This window comes from Streptomyces sp. NBC_00690, assembly GCF_036226685.1.
Classification (GTDB): domain Bacteria; phylum Actinomycetota; class Actinomycetes; order Streptomycetales; family Streptomycetaceae; genus Streptomyces.
On record NZ_CP109009.1, the window covers coordinates 7,698,394 to 7,715,229 of the forward strand.

Below are 16,836 nucleotides of genomic sequence, written 5' to 3' on the forward strand. Positions count from 1 at the left end.
CGTCGAACGTCGCGTCAAGGCCCTGTCGAGTGTTCCGGACCGGGAGGGGCTGAGGTTCAGGCCAAGCCTGGTGGGGGTGTGCGCGGGCGGCGGCCGGGTGGTGCATTTGTCCCTTGTCGCAGGTGGGCCGCCGACAGAACACCGGTCTCGACCATCTCACCCTGAATTCTGCCCTGCGCCGCCTCGCGACCGTCCACGCCAAAGCAGGCGGAACCGAGCCCTTCCGAATGCTCAGGAAACGGGCGAACTGGCCGAGTGGTGCGCCGACGCCGTCACCGAGCGGCACCTGGGCGGCCCCTGCCGGATTATCGGGCAGGGGCTCGCGGGACTGGTCGCCGCCGAAGCGGTGCGCATCCTCCAGAACCGGGGAATCGAGATTATCGAACTGCTGCTCATCGGCACCTTTGATCCGGTTGCAGGACTCACCGGGGAGACCTCGGCGACCTCACTCGCGGAGGTTGCCGGTCTGCTCGCGGCAGCCTGGGGGGCTCCCGGCCAGCCGGTGACGGCTGACGAACTCGCGGGGCAGGACCCGGGCACACAGCTGGACACGGTCACGGCACGGCTGGAGCCCCATGCCCCCATGGACACCCCCGCGCTGCGGCGATGGCTGCGGAACACTGCGGAGTGGCGCCGGGCCCTGGCCCGCTCCGCCGCCGCCCACACGCCGCGCCCGCTCTCGGGACCGGCGACGGTGAACATCGTGCTCGCCGTCCGGGGCGCGGTCCGCGAACCGGGAGGCTTCGACCGCTGGATCGCCTCGCCGCCCCTGGTCCACGAACTCGACCGTGAGCCCTGGGCCCTGACCTGCGAGGAGTCCGCTGCGGACCTGGCCCTGCTGACCTCCGCGCCGCCTGTCCCGAGAGACGCCGACTCCCCGTCCCCGGTGATTCCGATCAACCGTCATAGAAACGGACGCCGTTCCATCTGGGCGCACAATCTGTACGGCGAAGTCAGCTACGCCATCTACCTTTCCCGCCACCTCGGTTTGCGCAAGCCGGTCATCGGACTCGAACAGATCGGTGCCGCGTCCCCGGATGTCCCGCCGCGCCTGTACGACAGCGTCGAGGACATGGCCGGGCACTACACCGCCGAACTGCGGACCCACTTCGCCGACGAGCCCTTTCTGCTCGGAGGATGCTCCTTCGGCGGAGTTCTCGCCTATGAGATGGCCCGGCAGCTTCAGGAGGCGGGTGAGGAGGTGTCACACCTCATCGCCATCGACCCGATCATGCCCGGCACGGAGGCATGGGACAGCGTCGACTGGGGCACAGTGACCGCGCTGGAGGCGGAGGCGTTCTCCCTGGTCATGCTCGGCAACGCCATGTACCTGCGGTGGGGTGTCGCCCGGCAGATAGACCTCGCCATGCTCACCGGTCTCGATCTCGAAGCGCAGCTCGACGTCGTCGCCCGCCATATCCACCGGCTCTCGCCCGCCTGCCCCGCCCCTGAGATGATCAGGCGACAGATTCTCGTGCGCCATCGGGTGATGCTGCACAACGGTGACCTTCTCCAGACATACCGTCCCCGTCCGCTGAAGCGTCCTATCCCGACCACGCTCTTCCACGCGACCCAGGGATTCCTCGCGCCGGACAACACCAACGGACTCCCCGCGGTGCCCAGGACCAGCGGTGACAGGACCAATGGTTTCGCCGGATACGTCGGCGACAGGACCGTGATCCACGACATGGCGGCTGATCACCACACCATCGCCCACGACGACAACCTCGCGCGCATCGCCGGCATGCTTGCCCCGCTGCTCGGCCGGGACGGATTTCCGGCGGGCCTCTTCCCGGCCTCGCTCAACCCGGCCGGTCCCAAAGGCGCACAGTGAGAGAAGCCATGGATTTCAGGTCTACTTCTTCTCCGCCAACGACCGTCACGACTTCGGAACGCGATACCGCTTCATTCTCGATGTGGCCCGATTCATCGACCAGCGGGGCTTCACCGCCATCTGGACACCGGAGCGCCACTTCCAGGAGTTCGGCGGCAGTTTCCCCAACCCCGCGGTGCTCTCCGCCGCCCTCGCCGTCACCACGGAGCACATCGGGATCCGCGCGGGCAGCGTGGTGCTGCCGCACCACCACCCCGTGCGGGTGGTGGAGGAGTGGTCCCTGGTCGACCAGCTGTCCCATGGCCGCACCGGTGTCTGCGTCGCCACCGGGTGGTACCAGGGGGACTTCGTCTTCTACCCGGACCACTACGAGAACCGCCGGGTCCATACCCTCGACCACATCAGCACCCTCCGCTCGCTCTGGCGTGGCGAGACGATGCGCTTCCCCGGTCCCGGCGGCCATGAGCTGGAGGTGCGCACCTACCCCCGACCCCGGCAGCCCGAGCTACCCCTGTGGCTGGTGCACACATCGAATTCGCGGACCTGGGTCGATGCCGGCGAGCGAGGACTCAACGTTCTCACCCTGCTCACCAGTTGGGAGGGTTTGGCCTCCGACATCGCCCGGTACCGCGCTGCTCGGGAACGAGCCGGTCACGACCCGGCAGCCGGGACCGTGACCGTGGGCATGCACACCTATGTCGGCGAGCACGAGGAGCGGGTGCGGGAACTCGTGCGCGAGCCCGTCACCACATATCTGACCTCCTTCATGACGCAGAAACACAGCGACCAGAAGACTGGTGGCAGCGATGCAGCCGAGCAGCGAGAGCTGGCCCGGCTGATGGCGGACGACTACTACGCGCGGCGCTCCCTGCTCGGCACCCTGGAGAAGTGCGCGGCCACGGTGGAGCGGCTGCGCGCCACCGGTGTCGACGAGATCGCCTGTCTCGTCGACTTCGGGCTTCCCTTCGACACCGTACTGGCCGCGCTGCCTGCCCTCGACGAACTGCGCCTGCGCTGTGCCGGCGACCCGCGGGACACCGCAGCCCCGCCCACCGGGCCGGACCCGGTGCCTCTCACCGACACCGGGCCGTGTGCGAAGGCCAACGCCATGAACTGGTACTACGCCCGTCCCTGACAGGTGCCCCGCCTTGGTGCCGCCCATCCGCACGCCACCGGGCGGCGCCGCGAGGGCGGGCCACAGGACCACCGGACGGCCTGGTTCCGACCGTTCGTCCGGTAGCGCGAATGGCCAACTGAAACAGCCGCTGGGAACGGCCGGAAGAACGGCTGAGGAAAGCCCGGCGGAATCCCCCGGAAATGAGGAGATACACATGACGTCGTCCCCGGACACCAACGCGGAAGCGGTCGCCGAACTCTACGGCGAACTGAGCGAGTTCCACGAGCGCATCTGTGACAGCAATCTGCACCTCGGGTACTGGGACGGCGAGGATGACACCTCCTCCTTCCAGGCCGCCACCGCACGGCTCACCGATCTGATGATCGATCGACTCGCCCCGGACAAGGGGCAGCGAGTGCTGGACATCGGCTGCGGTATCGGGCAGCCCGCCTTCCGCCTCGCCGAACACCACGAGGTCGAGATCGTTGGGGTCACCGTCAGTTGCCGGCAGATCGCGCGGGCGACGGAACGCGCCAGGGAGCTCGGCCTGGAGAACCGGGCCCGGTTTGAGCGGGTGGACGCGCTTGACCTGTCGTACGCCGACGGCACCTTCGACGCGGCCTGGTTCTTCGAGTCCCTGATCCACATGCCCGACAAGGGCAGGGCCCTGAGCGAGGCGGCACGGGTCCTGAAGCCGGGTTCCCGGCTCGTACTGGCCGACATGTTCCACGAGCCGGACCAAGACTGGTCCACCCTGCACCCGACGGTCACGGCCATCACGCTCGACGCCTATCGGCCGCTCCTGGAGGCCGCAGGCTTCCGGATACTCGATGTGCAGGATGTGACACCGCACATCCTCGTACCCGATCCGGTCCGCGTCTCGCTCCGGGCACAGATGCTGGAGCACCGGGACGAATGGCTGCGCATCGCGGGGGCGGATGTGGTCAACGCGATGCTCGATCCCGAGGTCAATACCTTCTACACCCCCGGACTCGGATACGTCCTCATCACAGCCGAACGCGTCTGAGCCGGGAGCGCGGGAAACGCGGTCAGGGCACGAGGGCCGCCAGTAGTTCCCGACGCAGCTGACCGAGGAGCCGATGGCGCTGCTCCTGGAGGAAGAAATGCCCTCCGGGCAGCAGCGACGTCGTGCAGCCGGCGCTCGTCATCTCTCCCCACGAGGAGAGGGAGACCTGCGACGTCTCGGGATCCTCCGTACCGCCGAAAGCGAGGATCGGACAGCTCAGCGGCTTGCCCACCTGGTACTCATAGGTTTCGAGCGTGGTGGTGTCGGCGCGGAGAATGGGCAGATACAGCTCGCGCATCCGCGGATCCCGCCGGATCAGCGGGGGGATCGCCCCGTAGCGCCGGTCCAGCACCTCGATGTACTCGTCATCGGGTAGCAGCCGGAGCTCGCCGCGATCGGTAAGGTGCTGAGGAGCGTTGCGGGCCGATACAGCGAGCAAAGAGGGTTCCGTTCCCCATTCGTCCCTCAGCAGGCGTGCGGTCTCGAACGCCAGGAATGCTCCGAGGCTGTGCCCGAAGAACGCGTAGGGCGGGGCGAGCAGCGACGCGAGCGCGGCTGCCGCCTCACAAGCGGTGGCCAGCAGATCCGTGCGGAGAGGCTCATGATGTCTGGCCTCCCGCCCGGGCAGTCTCAGCGGCCAGGGTTCGATCGCCGGACGCAGTTCCTGAGACCAGCCGTGGTAGACCGCTGCGCTTCCACCCGCGTAAGGGAAGCACACCAGGCGTACGGCTGGTGGTGGCCCCGGAACTCCGAGGGGCGCGGTGCCCGGCTGGGGGCGCAGTACCCAGCTCTCCGGCGGTGCCTTCCGGGCAGGTGATTCAAGGGTCATACCGCATCGGGAGACGAGGAGCGCCACGCCCACACCGGTGGCTCGACGATGCGGATGATCGCGCACGAGAAGGCGATCCCGGCCCCCGCACCGAGCATCATCACATGGTCACCGGAGGCCAGTTGACCGGATTCCAGCAGATGGAAGAGTCCACTGCTCTGGTCGTTGGCCCCGGTGTGCCCCATAGCCCGGCCGAAGTCCCATACCCCCTTCGCCACCGCGTCCTCGCCGAAAGGTTCGAGCAGCCGTTGGAGCACCTGACGGTCGCCGACGAACTGGTGGGCGATACGGGTGATGTCGCCGACGTCGAGTCCCGCTTCGTCCAGCGTTCGCCGAATGAGGGCGCGCTGTGTCTCGCCCATCAGCCGACCCGCCTGAACCAGGTCCTGGTTGCCCTTGTAGGTCGCGGCATGCTCCCGCAGATCCACCCTGACACCCGTGGTGCACCCCGGCGGGAACAACGGCTCACCGCCCCGATTGAGCTCTTCTAGCTCGGGCAGCGAGGTCGCGCACACATTCACCAGCCTGGCGAAACCCTGGACACGCGACAGTACGACCGCGGTCGCGGCATCACCGAAGAGCCCGCCCGGGGTGGCGCGCCAACGGTCGACCAGCGGGTCACCCCAGTTGTCCGCTGAGGTGACCAGCGCGGCGTCACGGCCGGGCGCCGCGCCGAGGTGATTCCCGGCCAGCTCCATCGTGGCGAGGAAGCCGTTGCACCCCTGCCTCACCTCGACGGCCGGAATGGTCCCGCCGACGGTGTGACGCAGGATGTAGTGCTGCGGTGACCACATGTCGGGGCCCTGGTGATTACAGGTCGCGTGGAAGAGCATGGAGATGTCGGCGGGGGGAGTGACCGGAGACCGCGAGAGCGTCGTTCGCGGCGGCGATAGCCATGTCCGGCGCCGCCCGGTCCCCGGCCACGGCGACCGAGACCCAGCCGAGGGCCTGGGCCTCCTCGGCGGAGTACCAACCCTGGGAGACCGCTGTCCCGGTGGTGACCCGCTCCGGGAGGCAGGCCCCCATGCCGACGATGTACAGGTCGTTGAAGAGCATAGTGTGGGACCTTTCGTTCAGACGGCGGCAGGACCGGCCACGGGCCCGGATACGGTCGGCCGGTCGAGCCCGTGGTTGCGCAGCGAGAAAGTCCGGGCGTTGAGCCACATGCACGGCTGGATCAGCGTGTCGACGAAGACCAGGAAGCACACCGTGCCCACCTCGACCGGGCCGCCCATCAGATACCCGGAGACGAGCAGGATGAGCTCCAGGGACCCTTTGGCGATCCAGAACGGCCAGCCCCTCTGGTGCGTCATGCTGATCGCGACGAGATCCATGGCCCTGATACCCACACCGCTCATGATGATCAGGGCGGAGCCGTAGGTGCAGAGCAGAACACCGATCAGCATGAGTGCGGTCTTCGATACGGGCACTCGGACCGCTGCGTCCACAGCGAGGAGTACGTCGATCACACTGCCGCACAGCAGAAACGTCACGAACGGCGACAGAACCGGCCGCCTGCGGTTCCACAGTGCCCAGACGGCAATACAGACCGCGGCGACCACGGCCTGAGCGATGCCGATGGTGATCGGGACATGATCAAGCAGCCCCAGAGCGCGAAGACATCCAGGGGATCGGTCCCGAGGTCTGAGTGGATGAAGAAGGACGCTCCGACGGAGAAGAGTAGACAACCGGTGAGATAGACCGCGTACCGGCCCCGGAACATCCGCAGATGAAGAAGCAGCCGGGACACCGGGCTCCGAAGGCGTGACACATCGCTCACGAACTTCTCCAAAGTCGCCGTGCAGTGTCGGGCGCAGTGGCCGCGGTGGGGCACGAGCCTGCCGACCTCGCGCCCATCACGCCCCGGTGATGTCCCCAGCATTCACCCCAGTCCGACCGATGGCCTCGTCGACGAAGACCGCCAGTGCGGCGAGCCGCTCCTCTCCGCGCTGGTCACGGTGGGCAACCGGAGAATGCACCCCCGATACCCGCAGATCGCCGAACAACTCTGCCACGCGACAGGCCTCACCGTGGCAGAGCAACGCACCGCATCGGGCTACGAGGTGTTGAAGGCACCAGCACTGGTGCCACCGCCACTGACCACTCAGCCCCCGGTTCTCACCAACACCCCACGCGTCCACGCACGCAGTTCGGAGCGGATCGACCTGTTCGGCTCCAAGTCGACACGTCAGCCGCCCACGGGGTTGCCACAGTCCCTACCCTTGGTGAGGCTTCAACAGCACAAATCCATACCAACCGTTGGCAACAGCCTCTGCGCTGGCGTGCATGTCGATCGCTCCGGAGGCGCCCTCCGCCCCGCTACGGTTAGTGTCCTTGGAGCTCACCGGCCGCTGCCAACTCACCTGCCCGAAGCACTGCTACGCCCAGGCGTCATCCCACGGCAGCCACGGCATGATGGCCACAGACCACTGGCACCGGATCATCTCCGAGGCCGCAGCCCTCGGTACAACCACGGTGCAGCTGATCGGCGGAGAGCCCCTGCTCCACTCGGGCTGCGTCGAGCTCGCCGAGCACGCATTGCGGCTCGGCCTGCGCGTACGCGTCTACACCTGATGCGGGTGCGCCCCGAGCACTGGCGGCTCTTCGAACACGCGAATCACTGGCCGAGGTGGTAGCTGACCTGCCCTATCACGGCCTGTGCACCTGTATCGCAACATGCATCAACCTGCTGACCGCGCCGTTCGGTTCGTCGGGTTCCTCGATGATCCAACTCGAACGTGACGGCATGGACGTCATCTGGCTGAGCTTGGATCCGTGCCGGACGACCATCACGGACATTGAGGTTCTGGACGGCCGTGATCTCGGCCCAAGGGCCCAGCGATCCGGTTGACCGCGCATCTTTCGCTGGTCGATGTCCGATGGCAGGCTTCCCTGCGGCGCTTCGACCTAGAGCAGACCTTCCGGCGGCGCTGGACATCCGCGGGGCGAAGGGCTGATTGCTTGATGGCCTCGAACAACTCCGAACGCGATTGCCCGTACGGGATTGCCGGGACGTCAACACGGCCTTCGTCTGATCACGTGTTCCGACCAAGCTGCACCGTGTCTTGGCGCCTTACGACACTCCCGGCTGACGGGCGGGTGGTGTGCGTGGACGAGTTCGGGCCGTTGAACCTGACGCCCGGCAAGGGCAAGGCAAAGGCGTTCGCAGCCATTCTCCGCACAGACTGCGGGCGACCTACAACCGTTACGACGGCAGGATGCACATGCTCGCCGCCCTGGACCTGGCCATCGGCAAGATGTACTACCGCATTCGTCCTCGCAAACGCTGGCGCGCGTTCCTGGCCCTGCTCAAGGCCCTGCGCTACGTCGCCCTCAACGGCACCGATCACCGCCGCCACGCCGAGCAGAATGCCGCGATCAACGCCTACATACGCTGGCGGAACTGCCGTTGAGAGCCGAAGTCCAACTTCGCCCCCGAATCTCCGACCCGCGGCTGGACCGAGTACCCGACCCTGGCCGCCTGACGCGCGACCCGCGCTACAGCTCCACGAGCCGTTCGGTAGCGGAGGGGTCCGACGCGGATCCGTAGCGCAAGATCACATTCGCCGGGCGGAACGGCAGGTCACGCAGGACAGGTTCCGTGACGGCGAAGAGCGCCTCGGCATCAGGGCCGTAGGCGAAGAGCGCCACCTCGCCGCCCCCGAACTCGTTACCGTCGAACTCACCGACACCGCCCTGCGGGGAGCGCTCGATCGCTCACGGCAGACGAGAATAGTGCCGTTTGGTCTGGACGAACATTGCGGGCTATGTCAACGTACAACACCCCCGGAAACCGATCGTCGAAGTCCGCGTTTTGTAGTCGTCACGAGGGAATCTGTTCACCTTGCACTGACCCCTGTGATCGCCCGCCCTCCGGTGAGCTGGCCCGTTCGAAGGTCAAGCGTGCAGGGAGAGGCATAGCCGACAACCCCCGGTTCGCCAAACCGGGAATCGTCAGGATCCTTAGTGGTGCTCACGTGGGCTGCGTCAGTCGGCGGAGTCCCACGAATTCAGATGAAAGGGACAAGCACCTTTGGGAAGCGGTCTCGGTTGTTGGGGACCCTGACGAGCTCAGGCCCTCGTCCGTTGTCGGCGTGCGGTATAGGAAGATTTCGGGACGTAAAAGTGGCGAGCGAGTTTATGGATGTGCGGGAGTTGGCGGCCTATCTCAACATGTCGGTCACATGGACATACAGACACGCGCGTGAACTAGGCATCGCCTCCTACAAGTTTGGATCGGGGCGGAACGCGAAGATCCAGTTCAGAGTCTCTGAGGTGAAGGTGTGGGTTGAGCAACAGAAGTCTGCGACGTTGGAATGAGCGGTCCGTTGTCACGCCCGTACCCCTTCCATTCGTCTGTCGATCTCTTTGCGGTGAGGAGTAGTTCAGTACATTGGCGAGCAAGTCCCTGGCCCGGGGAATGGGTACATTTTTCAAGGATTGTGAACACCCGAGATCTGGGTGGTCAAGGTGCCCTCACCTGTACAGGATCCGGTACCGCACCTCAGCCGGACGGCAGCTCGAGGAATCAGGGTTCAGCACCCAGGACAAGGCCATCCGTCGACTGACTGAGCTGTTCGACGCGCGGAAGGCTGCGTCCCGAAACCAATCGCGAGCGGACCGCATCGCGAAGTACGGGGCGATGCGTTTCGAAGACTACGCCGCCGAGTGGAAGGACGGCCAACGCGGCCTGGCGGCCTCCTCTCTACGCCACCTCGACTCGTTGCTGAAACACCATCTCCTGCCAGCGCTCGAGAGCCGACGGATGGACACGTTCGACCACAAGGTCGTGGACGGGTTCATCCGAACGATGGAGCGCAACGGCACGGGTTTGGCGACCCAAGCCAACGCCTTCGACAAGCTCAAGGCCATCCTGCTGGACGCGCACCGCCTGGGCATTTACGACGAGAGCCCCTTGGAGGGGGTCCGACCCCCCGCAGTACGACCCACGCCGCGCGGTTATACCTTCCCCAGCCCAACTGCGGGATATTCGTGTAGCAGGTGACGATGTGTTCACGCTGGTTGCCGACTTGATGACCGGTTGTGGGATGCGCAACGGGGAGGCGGCCGCAGTCAATCTCAACAACGTCGTGGCCGATGACGTGTACCGCATCGCCGAACAGGTCAACCAGACCACACGGGAGTACGGCCGCCTCAAACACCGCAAGGCTTCCGAGTACCGCGACGTGCCACTCCCCGCCAGTGGTCGACACACCATAGAACAGTACGCGGACACGCACGGCACCATCGACGGTTACCTCTTGCGACACCCAACGGACCCTGCGAAAACGTTTCCCTACTACGCAATTCACAACCAGTGGCGCAGAATCAAGAAGGCCGGCGAAGTGGAGATCCCCAAGGGGATGGTCATATTTGGCTTCCGTCATTTCTTCGCCTCGAACTGCCTCACTCACAACATCCCGATCACCGATGTGGCTGAGTGGATGGGACACCGAAGTGTGGACATCACCTTCAAGGTCTACCGGCACCTCATGCCGGGTTCCATCGGCAGGGCGGCAAAGGTCCTAGACGTTGACCTCGCGTCCTGACGTGAAACCGGCCTCGCCCACCACACCCTCGCCAAATATGTGACCGGCTTGCTCGTTCACTCCCGCCCTCTCCTGGACGCAAGATTCGCCCTGGGATTTCGACCATCCCGAGTCCAGCGCCGCGCGGTGCCATGCCCTGGCCCCAGAGGTCTTTCCCTCCCGCCCGGGTGCGGGAGGGAAAGACTGGTTCATGCCTAGTGGTGGTTTGTTGACTGCGGGTCAGGGTCGTAGTAGGCCGGTAGCAGAGGAACGTCGCCTCGCCACCCGGGAGCTTGTGATGACCCGTCGTGTTCCGTGTCCGCCCGCTCCGGGCCCGCTGGAAGCCTACGCCGCACGCTTCGATGACCTCTTCTCCACCCTGGCACAGCGCCGCGGGTTCCGGGAGTACCTTGCGGGACTGCTGCTGCCGCGGGACCGCAACAAGACCCTGACCTGTCTGGCCGGCACCGAGCCGGTGGCCGGAGCCCAGCACGCTGCGGTGCAGCGGCTGCAGTTCTTTCTGTCCGAGTCGACGTGGGACCACGAGCAGGTCAACGCCCGCCGGGTGGAACTGCTGCTGGCCGATCCCGCGACCGCGCCGCACGCGGGCGGGGTGCTGGTGATCGACGACGCGGGAGACCGCAAGGACGGGAAGGCGACCGCGCACATCGGCCGGCAGTGGCTGGGGCGGCTGGGCAAGACCGACAACGGCATCGTCACCGTGACTACCTGCTGGGCCGACGAGAACCTCTACTACCCGCTCCACGCGGTGCCCTACAGCCCCGCTCACCACTTCCCGACAGGCAAGAAGGACCCGGGTTTCCGCACGAAGTTGCAGATCGCCGTCGAACTCGCCCGCGCCGCCAAGGCGGCCGGAACGGCCTTCCGCGCGGTGGCCGCCGACTGCGCCTACGGTGACCAGGACGGCTTCCGCCGAGAGCTCTCCGCGGCGGGCCTGCCGTTCGTCATGGCCCTCAAGCCGAGCCACGGCAGCTGGGCCTACGGCAAGGACGCCTACACCCCTCTCCAGGCCGCCCGGGCTCTGACCTGGGCAGACCCTGAGCATCCCGGAGACTGGAACCATGTCGAGCGGACCTTCCGCGACGGGCGCACCGAGACCTGGTGGGCGGCTGACGCCACCCTCGGCTTCTGGGGCCCCGATGGAAACGTCCGCCTGGTCGTGGCCACCACCGATCCGGCTACGCTGCCCTCGCAGTCCACCTGGTACCTGGCCACCGACCTGCCCCGCCCTGGCGGCCCAGGCGAGGCCGACAGTCCCGAACCCGCCGCTGACCTGCACGAAGTCGTCCGTATCTACGGCATTCGACACTGGATCGAGCAGAGCTACAAGCAGATCAAGGACGAGCTCGGATGGGCCGACTTCCAGGTCCGCTCCGACACCGCCATCCGCCGCCACCAGACCCTGGTCGCCTGCGCGTTCTCCTTCTGCTGGGACATCTGGTTCGCCCGACTGCCAGACCGGGAGCCCGCCGTCGTCCCAGCAGTCCCACCGGCCTCCACCCCAGCGGGACCCACTGAGAGGGGGAACGAACAGACCCCACCAGCCCCAACCGGCCAGCTGGCCGCAGGCGATCCGCGCCGTCCGGGCCTGGCTCGACCCCTGGACCACCCTCCAACGCTGCTGGCGAGCCTGGACCAACGAGCCGCCACCACCCGAACTCCAAGCGCTGATCAACGCCGTCGGCGCAGGCCACCCGCTTGATCTCTACTGCCCGGTTTAACAAACCACCGCTAGCTGTCGGTTGGGGGAGTGATCATGTTGGGGAGGGTCTCAAGCGACGGTCCGGATGAGCTTCTTGTTGACGAATTCCTCGATTCCAGGTCGGCCGAGTTCGCGCCCGAACCCGGAGCGCTTCACATCGCCGAAGGGTAGTTAAGCGTCCTCGACACCGACCGCGTTGACGATGACCACGCCGGCTTCGATCCGCGCGGCGACACGCTCGGCTTGCGTGGGGTCAGTGGTGAAGAGTTTTGAGTCGAGACCGTAGGGGGTGTCGTTGGCGATTCGTACGGCGTCCTCCTGCTGACATCTGAGCGACTCGACTCGTTCGCAGCCAACGCGGAACTCTCAGGGGCTCACAGGATCCACCGACGCAGCAGCGTTTGCACACGGGGATCATCTCGGTGGGGGAGAGAGGGCGCTTCTGCGGTAGGGCGTTCTACCGCTGGTACTGAACGAGCTATCCCGCGCGGCGGGAATCTAGCGGACGATGCTGGGTTTTCGCTGACCTGCACTTCCCTAGACCTGATCTGACCTGCACTGATGAAGGGTAGATGCGGTATGTGGTGGAACTTTGTCGGACGTACACAGTCGGAGATCGAGACCGCCCGCAAGGACTGGATGGAGGGCTCCCGCTTCGGCGAGGTGAAGGGTTACGACGGGGGTCCGCTACCCGCTCCGGAACTGCCCCCACTGCCCCTGAAGGCCCGGGGAAGGGTGCGCTGACCTGCGGTGATCCTGCTCTTCTGATGCCGCTGGCTGATGTAGCCGGCGGCATCATTCTTGTGCGCGGAGCGCCTGGCCCAGTGGTGCCTGGCTGGCTCTGAGCGGGGGTCCCCGGGCTGGCTCGGATTCCCGTCTGTGGGCGGCTGTGGGCACCTCTGGGCGGACTCTTGCTGACCTAATGCTGACTTTGCTGACGATTCGTCAGTCGAAATATCGGCGCGCACGTGCTGGTCCAGGAGTTGACTAGGCGTTTGCAGATGCGATGGCAGACGGATGTTGCTGACCTCGTGATGGGATGGGTGCTCTGAGGTGGAGTTGGGGTACAAGGGTCGGGGGCGTTTCTTGTCGAGATCCCACAATGATCCCCAACTTGCTGTACGAGCAGTGCTGCTCCTCTCCGGCGCACGCCGTTCGGGTTGTGGAGACTCTTCCTGGGTGCCGGTCGAGAGCCGAGGAGCGGACCTTGACTGTGGGGGAGAAGGGCGCGAGGCGGCCTGCCGTAGCTTGCGGCGTCCCGAGACATTGAGCCCGTTTCGCTGGCGCGGTATTCGTGGGGCCGCGCCTCTGTGAGGAGACTCCTCGCGTGCGACTCGGCTGTTCGAACCGAACCTGATCCCGGAATCACTGATTGGCCCCTCGCCCTCGATCAGCGAAGGTCGGGTCTCCTCGGCGTGTTGCCAACCCTGTACTTCGGAATGTGTGGTTGGGCGCTCTACAAGGCAGTTCGAGACGGCCGCGCACTCCACATGGTGCGTCATCGGAAATCGCCATCCGGAAGGGGAGCTGGCATACCTGCAGGTCAGGCGCTTTTGGTGCGCCTAGCGGGCTCTGCGGGCGCCGAGAGCGTCAAACGAGCGTCACGCCGCAGCCCCGCCCCCGACTGCGGGACGGGTTAACGAGCGCCAGCGTTGGAAGGCACTGCCGACGGTCCCTGGGGGAGAGCCTGCACCAGAGGTTTGAACGCGGCACCAACCGATATTCGCCTCTGGCTCTCTGCAGGCTCTCTTCCGTTTACACCGCGAGGCTGTGGACTCGTGCCCTGGTGAGTGCGACGTAGAGCGAGCGGTGGGCCTCGTCGGCGGGGTCGAGACCCTTCCGGAGGACAGCCGCGTCGGACTCTTCCAGTCTCATCCCGACCCTGTCCCACTCCCTGCCCTTGGCCTGGTGGCATGTCAGGCCGGGCACGAGTCGCTCGTGCGCGTTCTGCAGCCGCATGCGCAGGTTGCCGAGAGCCTTGCGCGGTGTCCGCCTCTGGCTCTCTGACGGCTCGATGTGCGTCTTGGTGAGCACGCTGTCCGCCAAGGCGGTCCAGATGTCGCCGAGGTCGTCCTGGCTCGCCAGGCCCTGGAGAGCAGACTGTAGGTCTGGACGCAGCTCCTCGAATGTTTCGGCTTCTTCGATGCCCAGGGTAGTCCGGGCGTCGGCAAGGAAAGCGGCGGGCAGGCCGAAGGAGCTCTGGGTGAGTTCGTTAAGGAGCAAGGTGCACACGGCTTCCTGGAACGGTCCTGACGGCTGCTTGACTGCCAGCGGGAGGACATGGGCGTCTCCGTTCCACAGCGTCTTCCACCGCCGAGCGAGGACGACATCGACGTCTCGCGCCGCCCCCGTGGGAAGGAGCACTCGCTCTCCACGGCGCAGTAGACGTGCCAGTGACGCCTGGTCACTGCTGTCCCGCCATCTGAACGATGTCCGAAGTTCGCCGCGTTCGAATCCCAGCGCCTCGATGAGCCGGCGCACGCTCTCCGGGCGGGCGCCACGAAAGGCGTAGAGGGCCTGCCAAGGGTCTCCCACCAGAGTGACTGCGAGTCCCGCTTCCGCCGCGATGCGGATGATCTCCACGTCTAGGTCGTTCGCGTCGTAGACCTCGTCGACGAGCAGGGACCTGATTGTCCTGGCGAAGTAGGTCGACACCTGGGCGCGGATACCGTCGATGCCGAGGGCCCCGTGCACGACCTCACGTACATTCTCGTGTGTGCACCATCCTCTGTTGACTGCAGCGGCGAAGTCCGCTGGCCTTATGTGGTTGTCTGGCTTTGCCTCTGGCAGGTAGGTGGTGCTGACCTGGGTGCCCGCCAGGCGGAGGGCGGGCTTCGCGGTAGTGCGGATGGTGGGGAAGCGGTCCGCCACGTGTCCAGCACCTCAAGTTCCTCGTGGCCGCCTGGCCACTGGAGGAAACCAGACCTCAGGAGGTGGGTGAGTAGGTCGTTCAGGATGGTGTCGAGTGTGACGATGCGATGGGGCCATGCCAGGGCCGGAGGACCCCACTGCCGAACCACCCGGCTACGTATCTCCTCGGTGGCCGAGCGAGTGAAGCTGACCGCCACGACTGCCCGGTGATCGGTAGTGCGCGCGAAGCGGTGCAGGCCGAAGCGCTGGTGCGAGACAGTCGTCTTCCCGGAGCCGGGAAACGCCTCTACGTATACAAGGCGGTCAGGGCTTGCGGCGGTGAGGAGTTGTTCCGGTGTGAGAGCGCGCGTGCCAGGCCAGCGACTACTCATCGGCAACCGTCATCCGACGTGCGGTTGTCGGCCAGCCTCCGGGCCGCCAGTATCGGAGTTCCTCCCATGGCGGTGCATCTGGATCCGGCGCGTCAGAGTCTGGCGGTTCTGGGATCGGTTCGTCCCCGGTTGTTTCCGCCCACTCCCGCTCTTCCTTCTGCCAATCGTCCGACCAGTGAAGTTCCTCCGCGTCATCGGCCTGTTGCTCGTCCGTGTTCCGTTCGCCGTCCAGCACGAGCCAGTCCGGCTCAACAATGGACTCTTGGGGGGCGGTCTCATCAGCCGGGTCGGGCGGGTACACGAACTCGAACAGTCGCCGGATGTGGTCGGGCACGGTCGGAAGGCTCGACGCCTGCTCGGGACCTGCGTCGTTGGCCTCTGCAAGGAGACTGGCGAAGGCAAGCGCGAAGTCGCCCTTCTTGCTGGAACCCCGCCCTGCCGGGACGGCTGGCTTCCCGTCCTTGCCCTTCCGCGCACTGCGGAACAGTTCGTACACCGTCAGGGCCGTCACGAGCGGCTCGTCCAGATCAGCCTCGCGCAGGGCTGCTGCGATCAAGTGCTCGTTACCCTCGGTGATCGATGGTTCCAAGGTCGGATGGCTGACGAAGGCATCGACGACCGAGGGGTCATGGTCAGGAAGCCAAGTCGGCTTCTTGTGTTCCTTGCTCTCGAACGGTAGATCGCTGTCGACGAGGATCGCCAGTTTGGTGCACAGTTCCTTGCCCCGAGTTGCCAAGAGATGCACCGGCCACTGCCCGACCTTCCATCCCATGGGCACAATGCTGAGTGCATCGACGAATGCCTGCTTACGCGCGTCCTCGCCGGCCCAGGCCCTGCCGAACTCCCTCAGGACGGCGGCGTCTGTGACCCCCTCAACCAGGACGAGGCGGTCGGCGAAGAGGGCGGCGGACCGACTCGCGTCCAGATGGAGCCGTGTCTTTCGCAGTGTGATGTCGCGGTGCTTCGTCGGCACGACGTCGGCGACGGTGCGGCACACTCTCCCCTGCGCCGTCTGGCGCACGACGACGAGTTCCTCAGGGGCGCAGGAGGTGATGACGTCAGTCGCGTGGCGGGAGAGGATGACCTGCAGCTCCGGCCGCTTCTTGACGGTTCTGCGCAAGTACCGAACGAGAGCATGCTGCAACTGCGGGTGGAGGTGCGCCTCAGGCTCCTCGATGACGACCGTCGCATGGAAGGGCTTCGTACCGAAGAAGGAGTCCTCCTCCGACTCGGCATCAGCCTGTGCCTGTTGAAGGTTCCGGGTAGCTTGCTGAATCTGCTCCATCTCCGTGGGGGGGGCGGCCGGTCGGGAGCACCCTGGTGAGACCAGACAGCGTCCTGGGGAAGCTCGGTAGAGTCCGGTATCGCCGCCATGATCACGGCGATATGCAGCAGGTTGACGTACCCCAGCCCGGACACTTCAAGAGGCCGAGCGAACCTGCGCCCCTCCATGACAGCGAGCATGACTTCCAGCACGCGAGCCAAGTAGGTATCGTCGATGACCTGCCCACGTATGTATGACCACTGGCGACTCAC

At 65.9% G+C, this 16,836-nt stretch carries 18 protein-coding genes and 2 pseudogenes; 10 read left to right on the forward strand and 10 right to left on the reverse strand.

Going from position 1 to position 16,836, the window contains the following annotated elements:
• The first annotated feature begins 346 nt into the window (after positions 1 to 346).
• The 3 genes from OID54_RS33140 (at position 347) to OID54_RS33150 (ending at position 3,978) form a co-directional block, all read left to right on the forward strand.
• Positions 347 to 1,834, forward strand: coding sequence for a thioesterase domain-containing protein (locus tag OID54_RS33140; protein ID WP_329025652.1), 1,488 nt, complete (start codon positions 347 to 349; stop codon positions 1,832 to 1,834).
• A complete protein-coding gene (locus OID54_RS33145; RefSeq protein ID WP_329025654.1) occupies positions 1,749 to 2,969 on the forward strand; it encodes a MupA/Atu3671 family FMN-dependent luciferase-like monooxygenase in 1,221 nt (406 codons plus the stop codon). Before OID54_RS33140 ends, OID54_RS33145 begins: the two co-directional genes overlap by 86 nt.
• Before the next feature lie 196 nt (positions 2,970 to 3,165).
• Positions 3,166 to 3,978, forward strand: coding sequence for an SAM-dependent methyltransferase (locus OID54_RS33150; protein WP_329025655.1), 813 nt, complete (start codon positions 3,166 to 3,168; stop codon positions 3,976 to 3,978).
• Positions 3,979 to 4,000: 22 nt separating this feature from the next.
• Here the strand turns inward: OID54_RS33150 and OID54_RS33155 are convergent, their stop codons facing one another.
• From OID54_RS33155 to OID54_RS33175, 5 genes are all read right to left on the reverse strand, one after another.
• On the reverse strand, positions 4,001 to 4,807 hold the full coding sequence (locus tag OID54_RS33155) for a thioesterase II family protein (protein WP_329025658.1): 807 nt from the start codon (positions 4,805 to 4,807) through the stop codon (positions 4,001 to 4,003).
• Positions 4,804 to 5,601: a ketoacyl-ACP synthase III family protein gene (locus tag OID54_RS33160; protein ID WP_329025660.1), complete on the reverse strand. Its 798-nt coding sequence runs from the start codon at positions 5,599 to 5,601 to the stop codon at positions 4,804 to 4,806. The genes OID54_RS33155 and OID54_RS33160 overlap by 4 nt, the downstream gene beginning before the upstream one ends.
• A gap of 16 nt (positions 5,602 to 5,617) precedes the next feature.
• Positions 5,618 to 5,863: a hypothetical protein gene (locus OID54_RS33165; RefSeq protein ID WP_329025662.1), complete on the reverse strand. Its 246-nt coding sequence runs from the start codon at positions 5,861 to 5,863 to the stop codon at positions 5,618 to 5,620.
• 17 nt (positions 5,864 to 5,880) lie between these two features.
• Positions 5,881 to 6,300: a hypothetical protein gene (locus tag OID54_RS33170; protein WP_329025664.1), complete on the reverse strand. Its 420-nt coding sequence runs from the start codon at positions 6,298 to 6,300 to the stop codon at positions 5,881 to 5,883.
• A 363-nt stretch (positions 6,301 to 6,663) separates the two neighbouring features.
• Complete coding sequence (locus OID54_RS33175; protein ID WP_329025666.1) at positions 6,664 to 6,822, reverse strand: hypothetical protein; 159 nt, start codon at positions 6,820 to 6,822, stop codon at positions 6,664 to 6,666.
• Between the two features lie 271 nt (positions 6,823 to 7,093).
• On the opposite strand from OID54_RS33175, the gene OID54_RS33180 reads away from it, so the two are divergent.
• Together OID54_RS33180 and OID54_RS33185 are read left to right on the forward strand one after the other, a co-directional pair.
• Positions 7,094 to 7,381 carry a radical SAM protein gene (locus OID54_RS33180; RefSeq protein WP_329025667.1) on the forward strand — a complete coding sequence of 96 codons (288 nt, stop codon included), beginning with the start codon at positions 7,094 to 7,096 and terminating at the stop codon, positions 7,379 to 7,381.
• A gap of 644 nt (positions 7,382 to 8,025) precedes the next feature.
• Positions 8,026 to 8,220 carry a hypothetical protein gene (locus OID54_RS33185; RefSeq protein ID WP_329025669.1) on the forward strand — a complete coding sequence of 65 codons (195 nt, stop codon included), beginning with the start codon at positions 8,026 to 8,028 and terminating at the stop codon, positions 8,218 to 8,220.
• A gap of 85 nt (positions 8,221 to 8,305) precedes the next feature.
• On the opposite strand, the gene OID54_RS33190 is transcribed toward OID54_RS33185, so the two are convergent.
• Complete coding sequence (locus tag OID54_RS33190) at positions 8,306 to 8,458, reverse strand: hypothetical protein (RefSeq protein ID WP_329025671.1); 153 nt, start codon at positions 8,456 to 8,458, stop codon at positions 8,306 to 8,308.
• A 489-nt stretch (positions 8,459 to 8,947) separates the two neighbouring features.
• On the opposite strand from OID54_RS33190, the gene OID54_RS39295 reads away from it, so the two are divergent.
• From OID54_RS39295 to OID54_RS33205, 4 genes are all read left to right on the forward strand, one after another.
• Complete coding sequence (locus tag OID54_RS39295) at positions 8,948 to 9,127, forward strand: helix-turn-helix domain-containing protein (protein WP_443055812.1); 180 nt, start codon at positions 8,948 to 8,950, stop codon at positions 9,125 to 9,127.
• A gap of 322 nt (positions 9,128 to 9,449) precedes the next feature.
• Positions 9,450 to 9,812: a hypothetical protein gene (locus OID54_RS33195; protein ID WP_329025673.1), complete on the forward strand. Its 363-nt coding sequence runs from the start codon at positions 9,450 to 9,452 to the stop codon at positions 9,810 to 9,812.
• Positions 9,813 to 9,816: 4 nt separating this feature from the next.
• Positions 9,817 to 10,356 (forward strand): tyrosine-type recombinase/integrase, encoded by a 540-nt coding sequence (locus OID54_RS33200; protein ID WP_329025674.1) that lies wholly within the window; start codon positions 9,817 to 9,819, stop codon positions 10,354 to 10,356.
• Between the two features lie 277 nt (positions 10,357 to 10,633).
• Complete coding sequence (locus OID54_RS33205; protein WP_329025675.1) at positions 10,634 to 12,058, forward strand: IS701 family transposase; 1,425 nt, start codon at positions 10,634 to 10,636, stop codon at positions 12,056 to 12,058.
• Positions 12,059 to 12,127: 69 nt separating this feature from the next.
• Here the strand turns inward: OID54_RS33205 and OID54_RS33210 are convergent.
• Positions 12,128 to 12,370, reverse strand: a pseudogene (locus OID54_RS33210) (aldehyde dehydrogenase family protein); the annotation flags it as partial.
• A 267-nt stretch (positions 12,371 to 12,637) separates the two neighbouring features.
• Between OID54_RS33210 and OID54_RS33215 the strand changes: the two are divergent.
• Positions 12,638 to 12,802 (forward strand): annotated as a pseudogene (locus tag OID54_RS33215) (pirin family protein); the annotation flags it as partial.
• 1,011 nt (positions 12,803 to 13,813) lie between these two features.
• Here the strand turns inward: OID54_RS33215 and OID54_RS33220 are convergent.
• The 3 genes from OID54_RS33220 to OID54_RS33225 all read right to left on the reverse strand — a co-directional run bounded on the left by OID54_RS33220 (position 13,814) and on the right by OID54_RS33225 (position 16,585).
• Positions 13,814 to 14,752 carry a UvrD-helicase domain-containing protein gene (locus OID54_RS33220; RefSeq protein WP_329025676.1) on the reverse strand — a complete coding sequence of 313 codons (939 nt, stop codon included), beginning with the start codon at positions 14,750 to 14,752 and terminating at the stop codon, positions 13,814 to 13,816.
• 65 nt (positions 14,753 to 14,817) lie between these two features.
• Positions 14,818 to 15,300: a UvrD-helicase domain-containing protein gene (locus OID54_RS39300; RefSeq protein ID WP_443055723.1), complete on the reverse strand. Its 483-nt coding sequence runs from the start codon at positions 15,298 to 15,300 to the stop codon at positions 14,818 to 14,820.
• Entirely contained in the window at positions 15,293 to 16,585 is a 1,293-nt protein-coding gene (locus OID54_RS33225; RefSeq protein ID WP_329025677.1) for an ATP-dependent nuclease, read from the reverse strand. Before OID54_RS33225 ends, OID54_RS39300 begins: the two co-directional genes overlap by 8 nt.
• Between the last annotated feature and the right edge of the window lie 251 nt (positions 16,586 to 16,836).